General features: G+C 45.2%; 15 protein-coding genes. All 15 read left to right on the top strand.

Annotation, left to right across the window (positions count from 1 at the left end):
• A partial coding sequence (locus tag H5336_RS19740) for a reverse transcriptase/maturase family protein (RefSeq protein ID WP_185236188.1) occupies positions 1–1,063 on the top strand: 1,063 nt, incomplete at its 5' end.
• A 929-nt stretch (positions 1,064–1,992) separates the two neighbouring features.
• Entirely contained in the window at positions 1,993–2,754 is a 762-nt protein-coding gene (locus H5336_RS19735) for a hypothetical protein (RefSeq protein ID WP_185236187.1), read from the top strand.
• An 862-nt stretch (positions 2,755–3,616) separates the two neighbouring features.
• A complete protein-coding gene (locus H5336_RS19730; RefSeq protein WP_185236186.1) occupies positions 3,617–4,069 on the top strand; it encodes a hypothetical protein in 453 nt (150 codons plus the stop codon).
• A 75-nt stretch (positions 4,070–4,144) separates the two neighbouring features.
• A complete protein-coding gene (locus tag H5336_RS19725) occupies positions 4,145–5,110 on the top strand; it encodes a transposase (protein ID WP_185236185.1) in 966 nt (321 codons plus the stop codon).
• A 493-nt stretch (positions 5,111–5,603) separates the two neighbouring features.
• Positions 5,604–6,113 carry a type VI secretion system contractile sheath small subunit gene (gene tssB / locus H5336_RS19720; protein ID WP_185236184.1) on the top strand — a complete coding sequence of 170 codons (510 nt, stop codon included), beginning with the start codon at positions 5,604–5,606 and terminating at the stop codon, positions 6,111–6,113.
• Between the two features lie 62 nt (positions 6,114–6,175).
• On the top strand, positions 6,176–8,071 hold the full coding sequence (gene tssC / locus H5336_RS19715) for a type VI secretion system contractile sheath large subunit (protein WP_221628251.1): 1,896 nt from the start codon (positions 6,176–6,178) through the stop codon (positions 8,069–8,071).
• A 35-nt stretch (positions 8,072–8,106) separates the two neighbouring features.
• Positions 8,107–8,685, top strand: a complete 579-nt coding sequence (locus H5336_RS19710) for a hypothetical protein (protein WP_185236183.1) — start codon at positions 8,107–8,109, stop codon at positions 8,683–8,685.
• Between the two features lie 106 nt (positions 8,686–8,791).
• A complete protein-coding gene (tssK, locus tag H5336_RS19705; protein WP_185236182.1) occupies positions 8,792–10,156 on the top strand; it encodes a type VI secretion system baseplate subunit TssK in 1,365 nt (454 codons plus the stop codon).
• Positions 10,143–10,550: a GPW/gp25 family protein gene (locus H5336_RS19700; RefSeq protein ID WP_185236181.1), complete on the top strand. Its 408-nt coding sequence runs from the start codon at positions 10,143–10,145 to the stop codon at positions 10,548–10,550. Before tssK ends, H5336_RS19700 begins: the two co-directional genes overlap by 14 nt.
• Positions 10,547–10,957, top strand: a complete 411-nt coding sequence (locus tag H5336_RS19695; RefSeq protein ID WP_185236180.1) for a hypothetical protein — start codon at positions 10,547–10,549, stop codon at positions 10,955–10,957. The genes H5336_RS19700 and H5336_RS19695 overlap by 4 nt, the downstream gene beginning before the upstream one ends.
• A 19-nt stretch (positions 10,958–10,976) precedes the next feature.
• Complete coding sequence (locus H5336_RS19690) at positions 10,977–12,869, top strand: type VI secretion system baseplate subunit TssF (protein WP_185236179.1); 1,893 nt, start codon at positions 10,977–10,979, stop codon at positions 12,867–12,869.
• On the top strand, positions 12,862–13,509 hold the full coding sequence (locus tag H5336_RS19685) for a DotU family type IV/VI secretion system protein (RefSeq protein ID WP_185236178.1): 648 nt from the start codon (positions 12,862–12,864) through the stop codon (positions 13,507–13,509). The genes H5336_RS19690 and H5336_RS19685 overlap by 8 nt, the downstream gene beginning before the upstream one ends.
• The gene (locus tag H5336_RS19680; protein ID WP_185236177.1) at positions 13,493–14,497 is read left to right on the top strand and encodes a hypothetical protein; all 1,005 of its coding nucleotides are present in this window, start codon (positions 13,493–13,495) and stop codon (positions 14,495–14,497) included. The genes H5336_RS19685 and H5336_RS19680 overlap by 17 nt, the downstream gene beginning before the upstream one ends.
• On the top strand, positions 14,479–15,648 hold the full coding sequence (locus tag H5336_RS19675) for a type VI secretion system protein IglI family protein (protein WP_185236176.1): 1,170 nt from the start codon (positions 14,479–14,481) through the stop codon (positions 15,646–15,648). The genes H5336_RS19680 and H5336_RS19675 overlap by 19 nt, the downstream gene beginning before the upstream one ends.
• Positions 15,641–17,323, top strand: a complete 1,683-nt coding sequence (locus tag H5336_RS19670) for a hypothetical protein (RefSeq protein WP_185236175.1) — start codon at positions 15,641–15,643, stop codon at positions 17,321–17,323. Before H5336_RS19675 ends, H5336_RS19670 begins: the two co-directional genes overlap by 8 nt.
• Positions 17,324–17,325: the final 2 nt, after the last annotated feature.

Below are 17,325 nucleotides of genomic sequence, written 5' to 3'. Positions count from 1 at the left end.
AACAAGGGTAAGCCCGCTTATTGTACAAGTCGCCTCGGATGAAGTGCTCGATAAAGCCTACGATTGGTTATGCAAAGCACGAAAAAACAGCGACGCCAATAACCCTGTATGGCACCTGCGCTTCCATTGGCAAGAGCGAAAATTCGCTATTCAGTACCAACTGCTGTGTGGTGAATATAGGTTTAGTCCCTGTAAAGCCGTAAAGGTAGATGGCCACAGCCTGGGCGTGTGGAATGCCGAAGATGCCTTAGTGCAAAAAGCCTTAACCCTGGTATTAAGCGAACACCTCGCTCCGTTTATCTCAAAAGATTGTTACCACTTTGCCGGCCATGGCGGTACCAAAGCAGCCGTACGCAAAGCGCAGGCCTGTAGTGGCGATTATGCCTATGTTTTAAAGTCTGATGTTAAATCCTATTACGCCACGGTAAACCACACAGTATTGCTGCAACAACTGGCGCATAGGGTAGCCGATAACGAGGCGCTCAATTTAATTGTACAGTTTTTAGATCATTTAGATGATGTAAATGGTGAGCTGTTTTTTAACGAAAAAGGCATTACCAAAGGCTCTTCGCTTTCGCCGTTATTGGGCGCGCTGTATTTAAGTGAATTAGATACATTGTTAGAGGCACATGCGAAAAAGCACGACTTATTTTACGCCCGATTTATGGACGACTGGATTTTAATGTGCAAAACCCGCAGGCAATTACGCTGTGGCGTAAAAATAATGAATCAAGTACTTAATCGTGTAGGCATGGTTAAGGCACACGATAAAACCTTTATTGGTAAATTAAGTAAAGGTGTGGAATTTTTGGGTTACTTTTTTAAAGGCGGCACAACACAGTTGGCCGCGCAAGGCTTAAAAGTAGCGCAAAAAACCTGGGTTAATCACTGGCATAAACTCACTCGGCTTTATGAGCAAAAGGCTTCGCGAGAGGCTTTGAGGGGGTATGTGCAAAAGTGGTTGGTTTGGGTAAGGAGTGGGGTTGAGTTGGGTGGTGACTGGGATTGTTTTAGCGAGCCGGGAGCTGACGCTTGTTCATTGAAATATGGAGTCGTGACCTGACCCCTTAGTTTTAGTTTTTTTTGGAGTATGGAATCACGACCTGACCCCTAGATAAACACTAGCTAGTTGAGTGACAAGTTAGTTGTGTTAGCGAGCCGTGAGCTGACGCTGGTTCATAGTAATATGCAATCGTGACCAGACCCCTTAGTTTTACATGACCCCTAGCCTCTAAAAAAGTGAACGTGGAAGCGGATACATTACGACAAAAGGGGTGTGTGAGTGGTAACAGGAGTAACGGTAGATGATAACGAATATTTAGACCCTCATTTTGAAATAGGATGATTATAATGGACGCTAAACCAATTTGTGTTAAATGTGGACGTTACACGAAAATATGTGGAGGTATGCAAAACTGTAATGTGGTTGCAAACCTGCGGCTCCAGCGCAAACGTCCACAGTCTCCAAAGCCAGTAATGCAAAGATGGCCCTCCGCGAAAAGGGAGAGCACAACGCGCTTGCATGAACGCAAAACGAAAGTTAGGCGCATAGCAGCCGGCCCGCAGGTGGGAGTGATCCTATTGAATGGTCGTCATTTATCCATGGTTGGTTCTGAATATGAGTCAGCATCCATTAATGATGAACTAAGCGACGATCAATTTCGTGCGTTTACTCGGCAATTTCACATAGCTCAGCACCTCTCGTACCTGCAATCACAGATACAGGATTGGGCCACATTGCCGAACAGCACCCTTACTTTAACTTGCGAAGCGAACGACGCGCCTGTGACTCAAGGGACTACGTTCAGGGGGTTCGTGCAAATGCAAGGGTGGACTAGCCGAACGGGCGAACCATTAATCCGGGGTCGTAATGCCGGTCATTGCTATGCATACGGGGGAGTTACGGTTACCGGCAGTCCATGGGATGTGGCGACGCAATGTAGCCCCACTAATCTCAAGGAGGTGCAAAATGGTGACCCCGACTTCTACAGTATGATCACACGTTTACCCTACTACGTCATGGATCCGTTGCTCGCGAATATTCTTGATACGCATATAGTTGCTGACTTGAGTGAAATAGTTATGGAGTATGTGCCAAATAGTGAAATTAGTGCTATGGCGAGTGAATTCAGGAAGCATGCAGATTTTGGTGCCGCAATCGCAAACGCCAGTAAACGATCATCTACAGCGGCTTCAAATCCAACGGGTAGATCACGTATGCGCCTACCAATATATTTTATGGAAAATAATATACATTTCTATCATTGGCATGGACCTGCTGCAGGAATTAGGGGCGCTTGGTTGATTCTGCACCTTGTTGCCACCTTATTAAAAAAACATGGTGAAGGTGATTGGGTACTATGCGGAGATTTAAACGTGCCTGCTAGGTGGTTAAAACCTATCGTAGAAAAAGCAAGCCGTGATCGAGCGATAGTTCACATGCCTGCTTACAACACTCATAGGGCCACAATTAAAGACTTCGTTATCTCAGGATATAGCGTGAATATTAGTCTGATTGGCCATGATATAGGCGCACAGGGAAACTTTAATAGTCAAGAGCAGAAGTTTCGACATAATATGAATGATGACCATGGACCTTTGACAGATCACAAAACGGTTGTTTTTTTAGCGCAAAGGACGTACTCTACGCCAAATTTTTCTCGAGGGTGCGTTAGTAGTAGTTCATCTAGTGCAAGTAGTTCATCAAGTGCAAGTAAAAAAAATTTTGGGTCAGGTCATGATCCCATAGCTTAAGAGCTGGTAAAGGGGTACGGTCAAGCTTCCTTTAGGCAAGGTCGAGGGGTCAGGTCATGATTCCATAGTTTAAGGATGGTATGGTGGTCATATCGCGGCCAACTTCTTATACCCATAAAGGTCGAGGGGTCAGGTCATGATTCCATAGTTTAAGGATGGTATGGTGGTCATATCGCGGCCAACTTCTTATACCCATACGTAACCCACACCCCTGCCCCCAAGCATCTCCAGCACGAAGACCACAGAACAACAATACCTCCGCCGCATTTGTGTAATAGCTATTACCTGATGGTGGACTACAAGCATTGAGTAGGACCGGTAATAACAGGTAATAGGAATCACGCACATGTCATCGTAGATTGAGGGAGTAAGACGTTCGAACGAGCTATACCATCCGAATATTTATTATTTCGAACGGTTTTAATTCACACACTCTAGCGAGGATGCCAAGAAAAGTAATGGGGTAATGGGGTCAGGTCATGATTCCATAGTTTAAGGGCGGTATGGTGGTCATATCGCGGCCAATACAGGTCAAGGGGTCAGGTCATGATTCCATAGTTTAATGACGGTATGGTGGTCATTTCGCGTCCAACATCTTAAACCCATACTTAACCCACACCCCTGCCCTCAAGCATCTCCAGCACCAAGACCACAGCACAACAATACCTCCCGCCGCATTTGTGTAATAGCTATTACCTGATGGTGGACTACAAGCATTGAGTAGGACCGGTAATAACCGGTAATAGGAATAACGCACATGTCATCGTAGATTGGTGGAGTAAGACGTTCGAAGCAGCTTTATACAGTCCGAATATTTATTATTGCGAACGGTTTTAATTCACACACTCGTACGAGGATGCCAATGAAAAATCTACTACCACTGTTTTACAGTTTATTTTTACTCTCTTGTGCACACCCGAACCTGAAACATACAGCCTTAGAAACGGCACCCTATGCTGGAATAAAGCTAGGAATGTATGCCGATGCGAACTGCGACGTTCCCTTGAAACAACAGGGCGAGCCCTTTGTTTTGCTGATGGACACCGCGCAAAAGTGTTTTGACTTTAGCTATGTGGACCCAAGTGAAGATAACATACCCACATCCCACGCGAACTTTCGCTGTTTTCGTGACTATATACTCTATGACAAGTACCCGTTTAGCGCGGATTGCTCCACAGTAGAAAGGGTTGCCCCCACAATAAACTACCGTATTGGCAATGAGTGTCAGTTTGCGGACTCACACGAAGGTGGAGTGTATGAAAAGCTCATCGAATATCAACACCCTGGAACAGTGGACTGCATTGTGGTTGAGTAAGGCCTATGAATGTTAAGGCTTAGGGTTATGAGGCGTAAGGGCGTGATTCCATAGGTATATGCTACACTCACCGCCATGCCCAGACCTTTAAGAATCCAATACCCGAACGCCTACTACCATGTGATGAACCGCGGTAAAGCGCGGCAAACAATTTTCGCGGATGACCGCTATTTTAAGGCGTTTATAACCACCCTGGGTGAAGCGCATGATCGTTTTGGCTTAGATGTGATTGCCTATTGTTTAATGGGCAATCATTATCATCTTTTTGTTAAAACGCCGCGCGGTAACCTCGACCGATGCATGCGCCATATCAATGGTGTGTACACACAACGCTACAACCGTTTAAAGCGAACTGATGGGCCGCTATTCAGGGGGCGTTATAAAGCCATTGTGGTGGAAGCAGATGCCTATGGGCTTCAAGTTGCGCGCTATATCCACCGCAACCCCATTGAAACTACACGACCACTGGTGGATTCACTCGAAGATTATGCGTGGTCGAGTTACCCCGCCACCATCAATAACGAACCGTCACCGCCATGGTTAAAGCCAACCCTGATTTACGATCTATTAGGCAAGCGCCAACGCTACGCGGCTTACAAAAGTTTTGTTGAACGAGGAAACGACGACACAGTACAGGACTTTTATGGTGGTAAACGTTTGAAAGCCGTTTTTGGCCGTGATGATTTTGTTGATGATGTTGCTGCGCTCATCGATGCTGACGCCCTGCTTTTCAATAAAGCACAAGGTCGCCTACCCACCATTAGCGCTGTTGTTGAAGGGGTGGCTAAGCATTTTGGTGTTACTGAGCAGTCTATTCTTGTTTCTGCCCGAGGGCGTGTGGCACCCAACATTCCCCGCTGGGTTGCCTTACATTGCTGTCGCGATATTGGCCAGCAGCCACTGAATGCAATAGCCGCTGCTTTTAATATGGGCCACGTGTCGGGTATTTACCTCGCTACGAAAAAACTAAACGCTGCCATATCTTCCGATGCCCGCTTGCGTATATCCATAAAACGTTTGGTTCACACGCTACACTGCTAATCCTTTGTTTCAACATCTATGTAGCTCTGGCAGTGAGCCTGTCGGTACTCAGCCTTGGTTCTCCAATGCTGTTTGAAGAATTTCTAAAGCCCATAAAAACCTCTATTGCTAACGCGTTTTCCAACGCGCCCCCTACCGGCTTAACACCATATTTGAGATGCGCCTGCTTTCAATAACAACGCCAAAACAGTGCTCACTTTTTTAAATCTGTTGTCATCACCATTGCGCGCAGATGTCGGCAGTGAACCCTGGGCAACGCGTAGCCTTTGGCCAATGTAAAAAATGCCTGCGGCGACAAAAAAACCGTTTTCAATATTCCAAACGTATAACGCCTTATTACAATCGACTATGTAATAAGCCGTAATATCCAGACCCCACATAGCACCCTATTATCCAACACGAACACCAACTTCGATCACAACACCACCCATATTTATTCACTGTGGGCAGCAACACGCACAACACTTTACGGAAAAACCGACCAGGAGCCATTATGTCCATACAAGACACCCTACCCAAATCGCGCCTAACACTGCGCTACCGCACCGAAATTAACGGTGAACCCGAAGATATCGAATTGCCATTAAGAATTTTGATCGCTGGTGGTTTCTCCGGCAAAAACACGACCAAAAAATCGTTCGACGAACGAAAGATTCTGAGTTTTGACGGAAAGAACTTAAACAGCATTATGGAGAAGATGAAAATTCGCCTAAAAGTTAGCGACAGCGAAGACAAGATACATACCATTCCCATCCATAACGTCGACTCGTTTTTACCCAACCACGTGATTAAGTCGATAAAAACAATGGATGATATGGTCAAATCCAAAAACCTGCTTAACTCACTACTCTCGAGCATCAACAACAGCAGCAAATTTCGCAATGCACTCACTCAGCTGCTGGAAGACAAAGCATCGCTGGATTCGCTTAAAACACTCATGGCACCCAGCTATGAAAAACGTTCGATTTTACCTGAGCACCTAAGAACAGAAAGCGCTGCTTAAGGTTGGTGTTGACCATAAATTTAAAACGGTTCTTCTAGCCCCATTTTTAAAAGGAAACCCTCATGAGCGATTCAGCAGAAGCCGCCAGTTCTCCCCTAGCCACGCTGGGCGATAGCTTAAACTACCAACCCGCTATTCTCGAATCTCTGCTCGGCAAAAAACAGCGCCTGCAAAGTTTTGATGAACTTAAACAAAATCTCAACAACCTGCTTCAGCCCATCGAAGCAGTTGAAGAAGACCTCAAGCTAGACGATCTCGACAAAGCACTGGGCGCTTTTAAAGAACAATCTACTAACATGCAAGGTTTTCTCGATGGCGTAGACGAGAGCATAAAGGTCGATATTTTCTCTGCCGTTGATAAAGACCTTAAAAGTCTAAGTGAGAACACCGATTCAACCATCGCCCTAATCAGTGCAGCCAAAGAGGCCGATGAAGACACAAAGGTTGCAAGCACAGAAGAAGCACAAAAAGCATTTAAGAACTTTGTTAGAGATACAGAAAATTTACAGACACAACATAAAACGATTCAAGAATCCCTGATATCGGACAATACTTTAATCCTTGATGAAAGCGAACAATCCGCAGACTATTTTTTAGGTAGCCTCGCTACCGCCCTGTTTAACGATATTCTTCCTACCGATGTGGACGAAGGTACCCCACTGGCCGCTATACGCCAAAAAGTACGAAATCTAGGCAGCGAAATAGATGAACGCATTAATTTGGATTTAAACGCCATTATTCATAACGAAGAGTTTAAATCCCTTGAAGCGAACTGGCTCGGCCTGCACAACCTTATCGCCAGCACCGACTGGTCAGCCGATGTAATGATCGACATGCTTGACTGCTCTAAAGAGGAACTTGGAGAAGATCTTGAAAATAATGCGGTCGATCTAATTAATGGCGACTTATTCAAGAAAGTCTACGTTGCAGAGTACGATCAATTCGGCGGCCTACCTTATGGCGCCATTATCGGCCTGTACGAATTTGAAAACACCAAAGAAGATCGCGATTGGCTGAGCACCATGGGTAAACTGGCCAACGCCAGCCATGCGCCTTTTATCAGTTCTGTTGGGCCAAAGTTTTTTGGTTGTAAAAACATCGAAGAAATGGCGGAGATTAAAGACCTCGCCGCTCAGATGAGCCACCCGCGCTTCGAAAAATGGCAAGCCATGCGCGATACGGAGGAAGCCGCCTATATCGGCTTAACCCTACCAAAATTCTTACTGCGTGCCCCCTACCACCCCGAAAATAACCCCGCCGGTACTGGGCTAGGCTACGAAGAAAAAATTGCCACCGATAAAGGCGGCGACGATTTTCTATGGTGTAATGCTTCGCTGTTGTTTGCCAAAAACATGATCAGTTCTTTTGCACAATCCGGCTGGTGCCAATACCTGCGTGGCCCCAAAGGCGGAGGTAGAGTAGAACATTTGCCTCGCTATAGCTTCGACCTTAACGGCCAACAAGAAATTAAGGCGCCTATCGAAATGGTGATACCGGACTACCGTGAACTTGCCTTTGCCGACGCGGGCTTTATTCCACTGATTTACCGAAAAGGCAGCGCCGATGCCTGCTTTTTTAGTACCCAGTCGATTAAAAAGTCCAAACGTTTTAAAGATCCGCGCGATTCGGAAAACTCGCAGCTAGTCACTAACTTATGCTACACCTTCTCGATTACTCGCATTGCTCATTACGTTAAATGCATTATGCGCGACAACATCGGTAGCGCCGCTGACGATGCTTATATTAACAGCGTATTACAAACGTGGTTATCGCAATACGTCACTACTGTAGTTAACCCCGATGACCTGACTCTGCGCTACTACCCCTTTAAAGCTGCACAAGTTACCACTACGCCAAAAGAAGGCATGATTGGCTGGTACAACAGTGAAATTACCATTTTGCCGCACATTCAGTTTGAAGGCTTGGATGTAGAGCTGAAAATGGACGTACGCATTTAACTCTAATTATTTGAATTGTTAACGAGGAAATAAAAATGGCTTCTACATCGTTTAGTTGTAGCGTTAATCAAGGCTTTAACTTTGAGAAAGACTCCCAGGAAGTTGTCGGTCACTTAACATCCTTAAAAATTGGTGGAAAGGAGTTTGCCAAAGATATCGAAGTAATGGACCCAACAGCCATTAAGGATAATACTAAAATCAAAGTTGTTGGTGTGCTTTCTGGCATATTCTGGAACGGCGGTTACGCCGACCCCCTAAGTTTTAATTGCCAGGTTTCTACCACCAATAAACAAGATTCGGTGGTACTGCAACATTCTGACCTAAGTGACACCAATGTGGAATACGGCTATGTCGTTTACGACTATGACCCCGTAGAAAAAGTGTATTACAAAGCCTTTCATAACGACACCACCGACCTAAAAGGGCTGGTAGAAAAGTCTGGTGGCGAACTGAGCCTGGGCATAGAAATGGATCAATCTCTGGAAGTTGTATCACCCAAAAACTACGGACTCTATGTTGGCATTATGCCGCAAGAAGAGGCGCAAACAATTCATTATGGTGTATCCAATACCGGAAAGTTTACCAAAGCCTGGGGTGTGACGGTGGCCGCATAAAGGCCACCTTGTGTATGTCGCCAGCATTGAGCGCGCACGAAGCGCGTTTAGCATTGGCGGCGTACACGCAACACACTTAGTAACGCTGTATTAAGAGCACAATACCATGAGTATTCACAAACTTGCGCCTGTGCACTGGAAAATGGGGCAAACATTACTGCCAGACCATCTTCTAGCACAGGAGAACGCCCTCGCTGGAGAAGCTCGCCTGCATTACCAGGCACAGGGCCTGCCAAGCTTTGGCATTGCCAAGTGTGAATGGGATGCTTACCTGCTGGCTCAAGGTAGCCTAAAAATAGAAGCGCTGCGCCTTTTTACCCGCAGTAAAAGTGCAATGGTGGATTACCCCGGTAATACTCAAATTATTAGCACCCCACTAAATTTTAGTGAGTGCGCGCGTCCCCAAGTGTACTACTTTGTATTGCAAGAAAAAGTATTACAAGAAAAAAACAATACACCAGCCCCAGCATCAACACTCGGCGAAGCCACAACGGCACCACAACGTTTATTTAAACTCCTTTTTTGCCTGCAACCCACTTTACCAAAAGAGTACGATGCGCTCGTTAACAATCACAGCATTGTCGACCATGGAAAATTCGCTGAATTCGAGAAAAGTTCCAAAAACAGTTGGGGCCTATCGGAACGTTATATTCCACCTTTGATGCAAGTTGGTACCAGCGAATTTCTACAACGCCCTTTACAGCAACTCAGCGTATTATTAAGTCGTCATCTGAGCGATATTCACAAACAATATCAGCAAAAACAACTACCTGATGTACGGCTTTATGAAATAAAACAGTGCGCCAGCGTTTTGAGCCAGGCCTTACAATATTTATCGAATCATTTGGGCAGCACCAAAGTTTCGGGTGAAATATTTTTACACCCCTACTTTTTGTATGAACAACTACACATTCTCAATCGAGAGTTAACCTTATCCAGTGGCGACTGGAAAATCCTGAATATCAAAAACTATCGCCACAATGACTTGCACGGACTTTTTAAACGCTTGTTTCGTAGCATTATCGCCCACTTAAAACGACAAGACCGCAACAGCCAAAGCTTTGAGCTGCACTTAAAAGATGGTTGCTATCAAACTGCGTTGCCCAACAGCTTACACGCTAAGGATAAACTGTATTTAGTTATTAATTGCGACCAACGAGCCTCATTACCCGACGCGCAACTACCCTGCCTTAGCAGCCAAAGGCGAATGGGCACCTTGTATCATTACGCATTGAGCGGCGCAGCATTAGCACCGGTTAGGCACAGTGCATTAACACACTACTTTGGCGAGTCTACCCAATGCTTTCAATTGCAACACGGGGAAGAGCTAAGGCACATACAGGAAGATGGCAGTATTGCGTTTTTGGCCCAACCGGAGTTCGAAGGTTATACGTTTTATATTTTTTATCAGCCAACGCAGTTACAGCACGTGCCAAAAAGAAAGAAAATGGTGCGTCATGGCGTTGCTTAATAGATTTATCGACCCCAAAGCCGGCGCAATACCGGCCAGCTTAGCTTCGCGAAATGACGGCGGCCAGCTACAGAATATTATCGACAATTTGCAAATTATACTTCAGTCACGCAGAAGTATCGATCCAAGCCAAAATTTCGGCTTGCTGGATTATTCTGAGCACTCCTTAAGCGAAGCCCTTATGCACCAGCTTTGTAAAGATATACAACAACAAATAGAGCAACATGAAAAACGTTTGCATGATGTACAGGTGAGCCTGGTTGGAAACAACGCGTCTTACTGGCACCTTGCGGTACAAGCACAGCTAACCAACCAAAAAATACATTTTACCCTTGAGCTGACCAAGGACACGTATCAACAGAGCCTACGACACAGCAATGGAGTGTTCGTATGAGCGCGCTCATGTGTCGTGTTGAACTCAATAAAACCGACGGTATTACCATTACCCTCGATAATGAGAACGGCAATATTACCCACACTGTTGTGCTTAATGGCGATTCGATTACCACTACCAGTAAAGGCGCGAGCGATACCAGCACTATTACTCAGGCGCCGGACAAAATTTCTATGAATTGTAAAACCTTTGAACTCACCGCCGAAACCATAAGTTGCAGTGCCAACAATACAGTGGCATTGAACAGCGGAAGTGATTTTTCGATAAAAAGCGACGCTAACTTAAATGCCGAAGCCGCCACCGGCGCCAGCTTTAAAGCCGCTGATATTGGTATTGAAGGTACCAATATTGAACTTTCAGGCTCTGCTCAAATCAGCGCGACCGGAGGCATCATTAAGCTGCAATAAGCAGTAGATGAAAAAGACTATGCCCAAAAAACCACTCACTAGTGAAAACCCAATAAACACAATTGACGAAAGCGAAATGTTTGACAGGCAAAGTGCCTTCGATGAAGAGCTCGCTTTTCTTTCTAGCATTCAAACGCGGTTTTTGAGCTTGCATAACCAAGTACCGGCAGAACATGATGACCCAGACGTAAAACGCCTGACCGAAGCCATGGCCGCCTTTATGGCCAAGGGACGTTTAGCCGGCAAGCAACAAATCGACCAGCTACATCTGCGCGTTTTTCAACAACTTTTACCTTACCTAAGCTCGCCGGTGCCTTCCATGGCCTTATTGCGAGCCAATACTCGCTACATTACTGAAGCTTGCGATATTAAACCCGGCTGTGTTTTTACCCTTAGCAGTGATGAAGGCGAACAAGCACAATACCGCAGCGTATACGGCCTACCCTTGCGCCCAATCGCCATCGAGCGGGCGGGTTATAAAGTGGATAGCTCTGTTGTGGGCGCGGGCAACAACCAACTACTCATTGACCTTAAGGCCCACACACCGGTACCAGGCCAGCTAGATCATTTACCCCTGTATTTGACGGTAAACAATAATTTCCCCATGTCCTTGCTGTTAAAACAAGTGCTCCAGCAACAATTAGTGCATGTATGCGCCTTATTTGACGGCCATACAACCGTGCAAGGTCGCTTCACCGTGGGTGCCTGCTTGAGCGAAAGCGTACAACAAGCGCCCGACGAACCAACACGCGATTTACACCCGGTTGAAAGTGTACGTCGCTACTTTCAGTTGCCACAACAGGAAAACTATTTAAACCTTTACTTTCACAGCGCACCACAACAGTGGCAGCGTTGTGAACTTACCCTTACCCTGAAGGGCCACTGGCCACAACAATTAAAACTATCGTCTGACTTGTTTCAACTCGACGTTATCTGTGTTGAAAATGTCGTACAGGAACAAGCTGAAACGATTGCTTTCGATGCAACGCAAAGTGCGCACGCTATTCGCCCACCATCGACTGCAGCAGACCTTTGCCTGCTTAACTGTTTAGGCGTATATAAAGGCACAGCCAAAAACCGAGAGGCTTTACGCCCAGGCATACTAAAGAGCGGCGATGCCGCCTATGATATTCACGACCAAAGCAAGAATAATCTGCACGCCAACGCCCAAGGGAAAAGCCAATGGTCTATTGATATTCAGTTAGCCAGTGCATTCAAGAAACCAGAAAAAATCACCATTGATGCCCTTTGGCATCAGCCCGAATTTAGTAAGCACCTGTGGCAAAAACTGAAAGCTCGTACACGCCATTTGGATATTCCCGGTTTAAACTGGCGAGTCTTCAGCCCTCCGGTTGCCCACATTCCATCAAGTGAAGACGATGCACAAAGCTTACTGGAGTTAAGCCTGCTGAAAAACAAAGGGGTGCTAAGCCTCGACGACATCGTATTTATTCTAGAAAGTTTATCTTCTGTATTTCATCGTGAATTCAAAAACGTTAAGGCCTTGCTTAAAAGTGTTCGTGTTGGCCACGAAAAACCAAAGGGAAACGATTTAGGCTTTTCAAGCCAAGCATTCAGGGCCTATAGCAACTACCAATTTTCACTCTATGATTTCCCCCCCGCTTTAACGCCGCTATTGAATGCGTTCTTTTCCCGACTGGAGGCACTGCTCAATGTGTGGATTGCGAATACTGACATTCAGGTAAGCTTACAAACAAACTCCCTTGCTCAGGATGGAGTATCTATTAGCAATACTATTAATGAAGAGATCGTAGATGCATACAATCAAACTACAGATGGCGGAAAAACAGATGATTACAGGCTAATCCCTCCGTGCCCGGAGAGGCTATTTATTATTGGAGACGATGACGGCAACGACTATTTACTTGAGCATGGTGGCTACTATGAATAGCCAAGCGTGGGACGCCCTCTATCTGTATTTTTCTGCTTTGGAGAATACCTACAAAAAAATGTTGGAAATGAGCGCGCAAGACCTACTCGTTTCTGATGACGACACCCTTGACTGTATGCCTTTGTACCAAGAGATTGCCAATAACCTAAAAGAATGTAAAAAAAACCTAACGCCACTGATACCCGAAAAGGCGCTGATGTATTTGATGAGTGCGCTTATTTTTCACTGCGATGAATCCGTACTGACCAAAAAGCTTACACAAAGTTTATGCATTAGAAATGACAATGGGCCTAACAACAGATTACAAATAGTACAATCAAAATGGCCAACCTTACAAAAACAGTTTTTACACTGCCGTAACGGCGGGGAACGATTTTTTTTCTACCTGGAAGAGCTACTGGAACGCAGTGATAAATACAGTATTGTTGTGGAAGTGTACTATTTTTGCTTAAAACAAGGGTTTAAGGGCTGCTATTTATACAAACAAATGCAGCTGGAGCGTATTCGTCAACGCTGCGCACAAGTCATTAGAACGAGCGCCAGTACTGCACACTCTCGTGTGGATGAAGATCCTCTATTCGTTCGCAATCGTAATCAGCTTGAACCGCTACTGGGAGAGCACAATGAAGCCCTCGCTTAATTTCGATACTAGCCCGTTATCACTGGAACGCGAAATCAACCAGCGCTTGGGCGAATTTGACCTAATTGCGTTGTTGCGGTTATTGAAACACGAAGGTTTCCAAGAGCAAGATATATGGTTTTCCAGTCACAATAGCCTTAGTTCACAAAATAGAGTGATCGAATCCGTTACATTGTATGAACACAGCGAATTTACCAACAGCGCATTTATTGAATTAAACCTTGGGCTATTGGCTTCTACGGGTATTCTCCCTGCGCATATACGCCAGTTTATGGATCGCCCCGATGTGAACGAGCAGAGCTTGCAAACCTTCTTTCAGTTTTATGACCACATTCTTATTGCTAACTATCTTGGGCAGGTTTATCCAGAAATAAACAAAATTTATTTTGAGAGCTGGCAGCATACAAAAAAGTGTTACACAGAACTGCAGAACATGCGCAGTGAAAGCAGCTTGCACTGGTTGTTTGAACGCGCCTTTCCGGAGTTTTACATATCACTAACACGTATACCATGGGCCAGCAACACGGCCCAACGTCTTCCAGTGCTGGGTAGTTCATCCTTAGGTCAATACAGGGAACAAGCAAATCAAAATACACAGCACACCCAATGTGTGAAAATAATTATGACGCAACGCCCACATATGGGCAAAAGCCTTGAAGATTGCACATTAGTAGTACGGCAACGCGTGAATGAGTGGGTGTTCCCTTGGTTAAACGCGCTATCCATGTCGTTGGAGATTTGTTTGCGCTTAAGCCATTCCAACAAGCACTTAAAACTCATTGATTACAGCAGCTTGGGTTACGACCCATTTTATCGCTCCGCCCAGGGTTTAGAACAGCGCGATCAAATGATGCCGATGCAGACTATTACGATACACCAAGGCCCTATTGAACCTATATTTGAACCATTGAATACAGAGGAATGCAACGCCGAACAACAGGAGAATCAAAATATTGTGTGGGAGGATACATGCCGGATTCATATCTAAAATCTTTGGCTTTTGAAAAGCTACAAACACTGCCAGAGAGTTTCGACGCTATTAGCGCTGAAGATGGCAAAGCCAGCGAAGCCGTTATTATCCAGGTGGAGGAATGTTTTAACCGTATGTGCTCATTCTGGCAAAAAGGCGACTATGAGCACATTGTTTCACTCGCTGATACACTGCCCCTTTTATGCCTTTGTGATATTCGTATCTGCGTCTATTACCTGTACAGTTTGTGGGTAACAAACCCCGGCGGAGAATTTGCTACTGTTATAACAACCCTAACAAAGGTTGTTGCCCACGCCCAACACCCCTGGCAAGCAACCCTTAACGGCAAAAAAAATAAAACCAATGCGATAGTATTCAACAACAGCTTGGCCTTGTTTTTTCGTAAAGTACATGCGCGATTGGAAAGCCCTCTGAATCAACAACAATCTCAAAACGAGCCGCCACAACTGGCTTTAGACTCACTCGATACGGTTCGATCATGGCTTGAAACACAGTACAACTTTGTTGCTGAAGATGTTTACTCCGCAATAAGATGCGTTCATGGCTGTTTCTCCTCGCAACAATATGAAATTGATCAAGAAAAAGGCGTATACGATCAACAGATGCTCGCTCAAAAACCGGTAGAAGAGTCGCTCGATAATCAACACGTTGAAGACGCTTCTATAGGAACGCAAGGCTGTGAAACGCTGACTTCAGAAATGCACCCATGCCACCAAAAAAGCCTGGGTATAGACACAACTCAGTTCAAGCCCTCTCTAGCATTGCAGCTATTATTCCGCCGGATATCCATTTTTGAAAAGCTCATTGAATCAAAACAAGCTTTAAAAGCCGCGGTGGTATTGGAAAATATTCAAACAGAGCTAGATAATTTCAACCCCTTAAATTACTTCCCCGATTATTTCACCAATTTCGCTCGGTTAAGAGCAACCCACGCGTGCGATTTAGAGCCCTACTTTGCTCAACAAAAAAGCTATCACTGGCAAGTTCTCCATGAATACTTTCATGCTGATATGGACGCTTACCTTGAGCTAGAAGAGCCACACGCGCCGCCGGAACTTACAAGAGGCGGTGCTGTTGAGGGTGAATATTCACCACAAGGGTATTTCGAAAGCGAAGGTGCTTACGAACAGGAACTGCATAATGACTGAGCACAACCCTATTTCTTCTCCGTTAAGAGAAAACACCACTCACGCCGAGACGCTAGCCTTTACTTTAACACTAACTGTAGACGGTAATGCTTATAGCGTTCCTGGTGCAAACATAAAGCAATGCGAATTACAGGCCTTTAGTTATGGATTTTCTGGCATGCTGGGGTTCTATTTGCCGAGCGACCAACGTGAAGATGAACTACTGGAAGCCTTTTGTACAGAAAGCTTAATCGATGTCGAACTTGGCATATCTGCCGTTCATAACCTACCAGACCCTCCGCCAGATGGCTTTAACATAAAGGGCTTGGTGACGGAAAAGTTTTTGCAGGAACAGGCATATCAGCAGGTGTCTGGCGCACCGGTGCTTTACCGATATTATCAAATTCACTTTTCTGACCCCGCACAAGTATTATGGCAGCAGCACTTTCCCAGTGAATTATATGTCGATGATTGTATGTCATCGGTTATCAATACTCAGGTAACCGCCCCCATAGAACTGGCCATTGATTTCGCACCCGCCGAGGAAATACAGCCGATGATTTGCCTCGCGCTGGGCAATACCGAACACTGTAATACTGGAGAGACAGGAGTAAAAAATACAGCCAGTTTTTATGAATTTTTGATGGATTATAGTGAACGTAATAACGGTTATTTTAGCTATGACTATCAGCTGAATAGCTATCTGTTAAGTGCAGAACAACCGGAATTACAGATCTGCACACCGTTTTTACCACATGAAATAAGCCACATAAATACACGATGGCCCGAGCACAAGCGCTCTAACACTAGCTTATTGAACGGATTGGCTGAAAACAACGAGCAAAGCGAGCTGGAAAACACTAGTGCGGTTGAGGGGATTAAACACGATATACTATTAAGACAAAGTATCGAAAGCAGATTTTCCGATAGAAAAGACCTTGAACGTAACAAATTGCGAGTTAAAGGCGAGCAGCTGAGTGTGCAGTTTAGCCAATGGCCTCTACAAAACTTTTGGCCAGGCTGCGAAATACAATTTAACAGTGATGTCGATGGACGTAGATTCTTCTACGCTGACAAAAGTTACCGTACTCACGCCGTATTTATTTCCGCTAAAGCCATTGATAGTTCATTCGAGAAGGATATCGACCTCCTATTTACTCAATACCATTTGCAATGCCACGCACAAGCACACAAAAGCGACGCTCCCCAGCCAACCCTGCCAGAGTACCGTCAGCCAGCCTACCCCCTATACGTTGAAGGGCTAGTTGTTAGTAAGCAGGGAGCAGATGGCGATAAAACTTTTGACGTTACCAGCAATGATACTACCGGTCAGTTCGAATATGCAGTAAATATTCCACTTTGGGGCCTTACAATTAAAGTGATGTTAGAACCGGACTTTCTTAACAGCCACTTTTACTTTCCTTTTTATCGTGACACCAAACTGTTACTAAGCCTAGACCTATATCGAGCACATATTCACAAAGTTCTTAGCTGGGGAGACGGCGTGCAACTACCCATGGCAACACAGGGTAACCATATATTGTTCGGTAAAAACAGCCAAGACCAAACTTCGCTTAGCCACATATATGAAGACAACAAACCGGTTTTGGCGATTAAACGCAACAAGGAAAATGATACCGAGCTTGTGCGCTTAGAAGAAGGCAGCATTATTTTACAAACCAAAGAAGCGCAATAGAG

The organism is Teredinibacter franksiae, assembly GCF_014218805.1.
In the GTDB taxonomy this organism is placed as follows: Bacteria; Pseudomonadota; Gammaproteobacteria; order Pseudomonadales; family Cellvibrionaceae; genus Teredinibacter; species Teredinibacter franksiae.
Note: the sequence above shows the minus strand (reverse complement) of the source record. Positions and strands in the feature narration are given on the sequence as shown.

Bases quoted from the DNA above. Each gene is read 5' to 3' on its own strand.
- H5336_RS19735 (WP_185236187.1), top strand. From the start codon at position 1,993: ATGATCACACGTTTACCCTACTACGTCATGGATCCGTTGCTCGCGAAT.
- H5336_RS19730 (WP_185236186.1), top strand. From the start codon at position 3,617: ATGAAAAATCTACTACCACTGTTTTACAGTTTATTTTTACTCTCTTGT.
- H5336_RS19725 (WP_185236185.1), top strand. From the start codon at position 4,145: ATGCCCAGACCTTTAAGAATCCAATACCCGAACGCCTACTACCATGTG.
- tssB (WP_185236184.1), top strand. From the start codon at position 5,604: ATGTCCATACAAGACACCCTACCCAAATCGCGCCTAACACTGCGCTAC.
- tssC (WP_221628251.1), top strand. From the start codon at position 6,176: ATGAGCGATTCAGCAGAAGCCGCCAGTTCTCCCCTAGCCACGCTGGGC.
- H5336_RS19710 (WP_185236183.1), top strand. From the start codon at position 8,107: ATGGCTTCTACATCGTTTAGTTGTAGCGTTAATCAAGGCTTTAACTTT.
- tssK (WP_185236182.1), top strand. From the start codon at position 8,792: ATGAGTATTCACAAACTTGCGCCTGTGCACTGGAAAATGGGGCAAACA.
- H5336_RS19700 (WP_185236181.1), top strand. From the start codon at position 10,143: ATGGCGTTGCTTAATAGATTTATCGACCCCAAAGCCGGCGCAATACCG.
- H5336_RS19695 (WP_185236180.1), top strand. From the start codon at position 10,547: ATGAGCGCGCTCATGTGTCGTGTTGAACTCAATAAAACCGACGGTATT.
- H5336_RS19690 (WP_185236179.1), top strand. From the start codon at position 10,977: ATGCCCAAAAAACCACTCACTAGTGAAAACCCAATAAACACAATTGAC.
- H5336_RS19685 (WP_185236178.1), top strand. From the start codon at position 12,862: ATGAATAGCCAAGCGTGGGACGCCCTCTATCTGTATTTTTCTGCTTTG.
- H5336_RS19680 (WP_185236177.1), top strand. From the start codon at position 13,493: ATGAAGCCCTCGCTTAATTTCGATACTAGCCCGTTATCACTGGAACGC.
- H5336_RS19675 (WP_185236176.1), top strand. From the start codon at position 14,479: ATGCCGGATTCATATCTAAAATCTTTGGCTTTTGAAAAGCTACAAACA.
- H5336_RS19670 (WP_185236175.1), top strand. From the start codon at position 15,641: ATGACTGAGCACAACCCTATTTCTTCTCCGTTAAGAGAAAACACCACT.